Source organism: Necropsobacter massiliensis (assembly GCF_000827595.2).
GTDB lineage: Bacteria > Pseudomonadota > Gammaproteobacteria > Enterobacterales > Pasteurellaceae > Necropsobacter > Necropsobacter massiliensis.
The window spans coordinates 1-347 of sequence record NZ_LN776200.1; the positions used below are offsets into that span (position 1 = coordinate 1).

Sequence of the window (347 nt, forward strand, 5' to 3'; positions counted from 1 at the left end):
CCAATCAAAATATCACAAATCTGAATACGAAAGTGAACGGAGGTTTTGGTTTACAGGCACAAGACGGGTTAAATGTCACCAAGCCATTAGGTGAGAAAATCGAAGTTGTAGGTGGTAATAATAATCTGAATACCACAGTGACTAACGGCAAGATCGCAGTTAATTTAAATAATACGTTAAATTTAAGTGATGCCGGTTCAATAACCATCGGTGATTCGCGATTGGATAATAGCGGGTTAACAGTTGGTGATGTCAACATAACCGCTAACGGTATTAACGCAGGCAATCAGAAGATCACCAATGTAGCTAACGGTACATCGGATAGTGATGCGGTGAATCTCAGCCAG

At 40.6% G+C, this 347-nt stretch carries 1 protein-coding gene; it reads left to right on the top strand.

Going from position 1 to position 347, the window contains the following annotated elements:
* Positions 1 to 32: 32 nt before the first annotated feature.
* On the top strand, positions 33 to 347 hold a 315-nt coding region (locus tag BN3349_RS11795; RefSeq protein WP_281256028.1), incomplete at its 3' end, for a hypothetical protein.